The organism is Pedobacter sp. AK013 (assembly GCF_014205835.1).
In the GTDB taxonomy this organism is placed as follows: domain Bacteria; phylum Bacteroidota; class Bacteroidia; order Sphingobacteriales; family Sphingobacteriaceae; genus Pedobacter.
Genome location: NZ_JACHCQ010000072.1, coordinates 1 through 6061, shown reverse-complemented (window position 1 = coordinate 6061; position 6061 = coordinate 1). Strand labels below are relative to the sequence as shown.

General features: G+C 48.7%; 2 tRNA genes and 3 rRNA genes. All 5 read left to right on the top strand.

Annotation, left to right across the window (positions count from 1 at the left end):
• The first annotated feature begins 475 nt into the window (after nucleotides 1-475).
• The 5 genes from HDC90_RS25130 to rrf all read left to right on the top strand — a co-directional run bounded on the left by HDC90_RS25130 (nucleotide 476) and on the right by rrf (nucleotide 6005).
• A 16S ribosomal RNA gene (locus tag HDC90_RS25130) occupies nucleotides 476-1997 on the top strand.
• Between the two features lie 254 nt (nucleotides 1998-2251).
• Nucleotides 2252-2329, top strand: a tRNA-Ile gene (locus HDC90_RS25125).
• An 80-nt stretch (nucleotides 2330-2409) separates the two neighbouring features.
• Nucleotides 2410-2483 (top strand) — tRNA-Ala (locus HDC90_RS25120).
• A gap of 397 nt (nucleotides 2484-2880) precedes the next feature.
• A 23S ribosomal RNA gene (locus HDC90_RS25115) occupies nucleotides 2881-5755 on the top strand.
• Nucleotides 5756-5893: 138 nt separating this feature from the next.
• Nucleotides 5894-6005, top strand: a 5S ribosomal RNA gene (gene rrf, locus HDC90_RS25110).
• Together the 16S, 23S and 5S rRNA genes with 2 tRNA genes alongside form the textbook arrangement of a ribosomal RNA operon.
• The last annotated feature ends 56 nt before the right edge of the window (nucleotides 6006-6061 follow it).

The window sequence follows — 6061 nt, the reverse complement described above, 5'->3', positions numbered from 1 at the left end:
GAAAAGATTGCTACCTTTGCAGCCCGGTTCGGAAGGACGGAAAGCTGATCAACATCGGCGTATTGAAATAGAGGAAAGAGGAAAAAAAGGGGTTTAAAAAAATAAAATTTATTTTATTTGGAACTTCGGAAAAGATCCTTACCTTTGCACTCCCAACCGAAAGGAAAGGTAAAAAGGTCGGAACGGCGGATGCCGGAAAGACAGGAAAAAAGATTGAAACAGGCGGAAACACGTTCGGGACAAACAAGACCCTGACGAACTGAAGTCTGAAGATATATAAAGACCGGCCGCGAGGCTTAACCTGGTCAACAAGTTCTTAAAAGAGATGTCAATGTAGCGTAGCGAGGTAATGGAGTACAGATCAAAGTACATGATTGCGTAGCTTTATTTTAAAGGTGGTGTCTGACAGACAACACAAAAAAGAAGACCATTTTTAACATGGTTAAAAACTGGTCAGTATTGAACAACACATTTTACAATGGAGAGTTTGATCCTGGCTCAGGATGAACGCTAGCGGCAGGCCTAATACATGCAAGTCGAACGAGATTATCCAGCTTGCTGGATATGAAAGTGGCGCACGGGTGCGTAACGCGTATGCAACCTACCTTTATCAGGGGGATAGCCCGGAGAAATCCGGATTAATACCGCATAAAATCACAGAGTGGCATTACTCAATGATCAAACATTTATGGGATAAAGATGGGCATGCGTGTCATTAGCTAGTTGGCGGGGTAACGGCCCACCAAGGCGACGATGACTAGGGGATCTGAGAGGATGGCCCCCCACACTGGTACTGAGACACGGACCAGACTCCTACGGGAGGCAGCAGTAAGGAATATTGGTCAATGGAGGCAACTCTGAACCAGCCATGCCGCGTGCAGGAAGACTGCCCTATGGGTTGTAAACTGCTTTTATCCGGGAATAAACCACATTACGTGTAATGTGCTGAATGTACCGGAAGAATAAGGATCGGCTAACTCCGTGCCAGCAGCCGCGGTAATACGGAGGATCCAAGCGTTATCCGGATTTATTGGGTTTAAAGGGTGCGTAGGCGGCCTGTTAAGTCAGGGGTGAAAGACGGTAGCTCAACTATCGCAGTGCCCTTGATACTGATGGGCTTGAATGGACTAGAGGTAGGCGGAATGAGACAAGTAGCGGTGAAATGCATAGATATGTCTCAGAACACCGATTGCGAAGGCAGCTTACTATGGTCTTATTGACGCTGAGGCACGAAAGCGTGGGGATCAAACAGGATTAGATACCCTGGTAGTCCACGCCCTAAACGATGAACACTCGCTGTTGGCGATACACAGTCAGCGGCTAAGCGAAAGCGTTAAGTGTTCCACCTGGGGAGTACGCCCGCAAGGGTGAAACTCAAAGGAATTGACGGGGGCCCGCACAAGCGGAGGAGCATGTGGTTTAATTCGATGATACGCGAGGAACCTTACCCGGGCTTGAAAGTTAGTGAATGATCTAGAGATAGGTCAGTGAGCAATCACACGAAACTAGGTGCTGCATGGCTGTCGTCAGCTCGTGCCGTGAGGTGTTGGGTTAAGTCCCGCAACGAGCGCAACCCCTATGTTTAGTTGCCAGCATGTAATGGTGGGGACTCTAAACAGACTGCCTGTGCAAACAGAGAGGAAGGAGGGGACGACGTCAAGTCATCATGGCCCTTACGTCCGGGGCTACACACGTGCTACAATGGACGGTACAGAGGGCAGCTAGCCGGCAACGGTATGCGAATCTCATAAAGCCGTTCACAGTTCGGATTGGGGTCTGCAACTCGACCCCATGAAGTTGGATTCGCTAGTAATCGCGTATCAGCAATGACGCGGTGAATACGTTCCCGGGCCTTGTACACACCGCCCGTCAAGCCATGGAAGCTGGGGGTACCTAAAGTATGTAACCGCAAGGAGCGTCCTAGGGTAAAACCGGTAACTGGGGCTAAGTCGTAACAAGGTAGCCGTACCGGAAGGTGCGGCTGGAATACCTCCTTTCTGGAGTAGAACCACCTACTCGCCACGCAACATGATATTTCTAAAAAAGGTATTAAGGTGAAAGCATAAAGACTAAAGCTGAAAGGCATGTCTTGATACTTGATACTTAAAAAGAGACAAGAGAAAAAAGAAACACCCAGAAGACAACGGTTTGCTGCTGTAAAAGGTAAGCTTAACGGTATAGAGCTGAGGTTAGCAAAGGAAAGCGGTAGCGGTAAGATACTATATACTGCGTCAGAAGCTGCCGAACGCAAAGTCCCGTAGCTCAGCCTGGTTAGAGCACTACACTGATAATGTAGGGGTCTCCAGTTCAAATCTGGACGGGACTACCATTGAAGTTTACAATTGGCAGTTTGCCGTTGACAGTTATCATAACTGAAGACGGAGAACTGAAAACTGATAACTACACTCTGGGGGATTAGCTCAGCTGGCTAGAGCGCCTGCCTTGCACGCAGGAGGTCAACGGTTCGACTCCGTTATTCTCCACATTTAAGCATAAAGCTTAAAGACCAGAGCGGAAAGCTTTTAAAAAACAGAAGAAATACCAGGATTGGTAGAATACATTGACATAAAGATTAAGAAAAGAAGAAACGCCATGGGGCACAGATGAGACAGAGATAACATCTGAAACGGTTCGAGACCGCAGTTTTTTACTAATAGGGCTGAAACGAGGCTTGGTTAGGGGACAATGAAACCCTCTACCCTTATACCCTCGAGCTTCAACCTTAATAAAGTTCTTTGACATATTGGAAGAAGTTAAAAAAGAAGAGCAAACAACAATAGGCGACTGTTGAGTTTGTGCTCTCCCGATCATAGATCGGGAATGAGACATCATAACAAGAGCAAAAAAGCATACCATGCGGCGCAAAAGGCGCATGAGTAGAAGAAAGTAAGAAAGAGTACACGGGGGATGCCTTGGCTCTCAGAGGCGATGAAGGACGTGATAAGCTGCGATAAGCTTCGGGTATTTGCAAATAGGAATTGATCCGAAGATTTCCGAATGGGGCAACCCGGCATGTTGAAGACATGTCACATATAATGAGCAAACCTGCCGAACTGAAACATCTAAGTAAGCAGAGGAAGAGAAAATAACAATGATTTCCTGAGTAGTGGCGAGCGAAAGGGAAAGAGCCCAAACCTACCTTGTTACGGCAAGGTGGGGGTTGTAGGACTACGATGTGGTATTAGCAAACAGAAGTGGAACGGGATGGGAAGCCCGGCGATACATGGTGATAGCCCAGTACACGTATAGAATGCTAGCCTAGTAGTATCCTGAGTACCGCGAGGTCGGAGACGCCTTGTGGGAATCAGCCGGCACCATCCGGTAAGGCTAAATACTCCTGAGAGACCGATAGTGAACCAGTACCGTGAGGGAAAGGTGAAAAGAACCCCGAACAGGGGAGTGAAATAGAACCTGAAACCGTGTACTTACAAGCGGTCGGAGCTGGCAAGTCCAGTGACGGCGTGCCTTTTGCATAATGAGCCTACGAGTTACTCTTCTCTGGCAAGGTTAAGTGCTTCAGGCACGGATCCGAAGCGAAAGCGAGTCTGAATAGGGCGTATAGTCAGAGGAGGTAGACGCGAAACCTTGTGATCTACCCATGGACAGGTTGAAGGTGCGGTAACACGTACTGGAGGACCGAACCGATAAACGTTGAAAAGTTTCCGGATGATCTGTGGGTAGGGGTGAAAGGCTAATCAAACTGGGAAATAGCTCGTACTCCCCGAAATGTTTTTAGGAACAGCGTCGGTGTAGAGTTATATAGAGGTAGAGCTACTGATTGGGTGCGGGGGAGTCAAATCCTACCAAATCCAGACAAACTCCGAATGCTATATAATATAACCGGCAGTGAGGCGCGGGGTGCTAAGGTCACGCGCCGAGAGGGAAAGAACCCAGACCATCAGCTAAGGTCCCCAAGTTACAGTTAAGTTGAACTAACGAGGTCCGATTGCACAGACAGCTAGGATGTTGGCTTGGAAGCAGCCATTCATTTAAAGAGTGCGTAACAGCTCACTAGTCGAGCGATCGGGCATGGATAATAAACGGGCATTAAATTGTACACCGAAGCTATGGGATTGAAATATATCGGTAGGGGAGCATTCCAATTGCGGTGAAGGTATCTGGTAATGGGTGCTGGAGCGGTTGGAAAAGCAAATGTAGGCATAAGTAACGATAAGGCGGGCGAGAAACCCGCCCACCGAAAGGATAAGGTTTCCTGATCAACGCTAATCGGATCAGGGTCAGTCGGGACCTAAGGAGAACCCGAAGGGGAAATTCGATGGACAACTGGTTAATATTCCAGTACTTTTTATAACTGCGATGTGGGGACGGAGTAGTGACACTGCCGCGATCTGACGGAATAGATCGTTAAAGGCCGTAGGTATATCGAACATAGGCAAATCCGTGATCGATGCTGAAAGCTGATAGTACCGCAAGCCTTCGGGTGAGTGGATAGTGCAGGTAATCAGACTTCCAAGAAAAACCGCTAAGCTCCAGGTTATAAAAACCCGTACCGCAAACCGACACAGGTATCCGGGAAGAGGATTCTAAGGTGCTCGAGTGAATCATGGCTAAGGAACTCGGCAAAATGGCCCTGTAACTTCGGGAGAAGGGGCGCTAGCAGCAATGTTAGCCGCAGTGAAAAGGCCCAGGCGACTGTTTAACAAAAACACATGGCTTTGCAAAATCGAAAGATGAGGTATAAGGCCTGACACCTGCCCGGTGCTGGAAGGTTAAGAGGGGATGTCATCGTAAGAGAAGCATTGAATCGAAGCCCCAGTAAACGGCGGCCGTAACTATAACGGTCCTAAGGTAGCGAAATTCCTTGTCGGGTAAGTTCCGACCTGCACGAATGGTGTAACGATCTGGGCGCTGTCTCAGCCATGAGCTCGGTGAAATTGTGGTCCCGGTGAAGACGCCGGGTACCCGCAACGGGACGGAAAGACCCCATGCACCTTCACTACAATTTAACATTGACATTGGATACAGGATGTGTAGGATAGGTGGGAGGCTTTGAAGCGGCGTCGCAAGGCGTCGTGGAGCCAACGTTGAAATACCACCCTTTCTGTATTCGGTGTCTAATCCCGCTCAGCGGGAGACATTGTTTGATGGGTAGTTTGACTGGGGTGGTCGCCTCCAAAAAGGTAACGGAGGCTTTCAAAGGTAAGCTCAGTACGCTTGGTAACCGTACGCGGAGTGCAATAGCATAAGCTTGCTTGACTGTGAGACATACAGGTCGATCAGGGTCGAAAGACGGATATAGTGATCCGGTGGTTCTGCATGGAAGGGCCATCGCTCAAAGGATAAAAGGTACGCTGGGGATAACAGGCTGATCTCCCCCAAGAGCTCATATCGACGGGGAGGTTTGGCACCTCGATGTCGGCTCGTCACATCCTGGGGCTGGAGAAGGTCCCAAGGGTTCGGCTGTTCGCCGATTAAAGTGGCACGCGAGCTGGGTTCAGAACGTCGCGAGACAGTTCGGTCCCTATCTGTTGTGGGCGTAGGAATTTTGAGTGGGGCTGACCTTAGTACGAGAGGACCGGGTTGGACCAGCCTCTAGTGAATCTGTTGTTCCGCCAGGGGCATTGCAGAGTAGCTACGCTGGGAATAGATAAGCGCTGAAAGCATCTAAGTGCGAAACTAGCCACGAGATGAGAATTCCATATAGGACCGTAGCAGACTACTACGTTGATAGGCTACAGATGTAAAGCTGGTGACAGCACAGTCGAGTAGTACTAATCATCCGAAGCTTTCAAAGCAAACAGACTGTTGTTTGTTCTTCATAATAACTTCTTTCAATAATATGTCATTTAAGGCTGGAAGGCCGAAGGTGGAAAGGCGGAAGGTAACCCTCCCTCCCTTAAACCCTCCCTCCCTCAACCTTAATTAAAAATATTCAGGTGCCTATATCGGTGGTGTCCACCTCTTCCCATTCCGAACAGAGAAGTTAAGCCCACCAGAGCCGATGGTACTGCGGTAACACGTGGGAGAGTAGGTCGGTGCCAGATCTTAAAAGAAACCCTTCAGCAGCAATGTTGAAGGGTTTTCTTCGTTTATAACTATT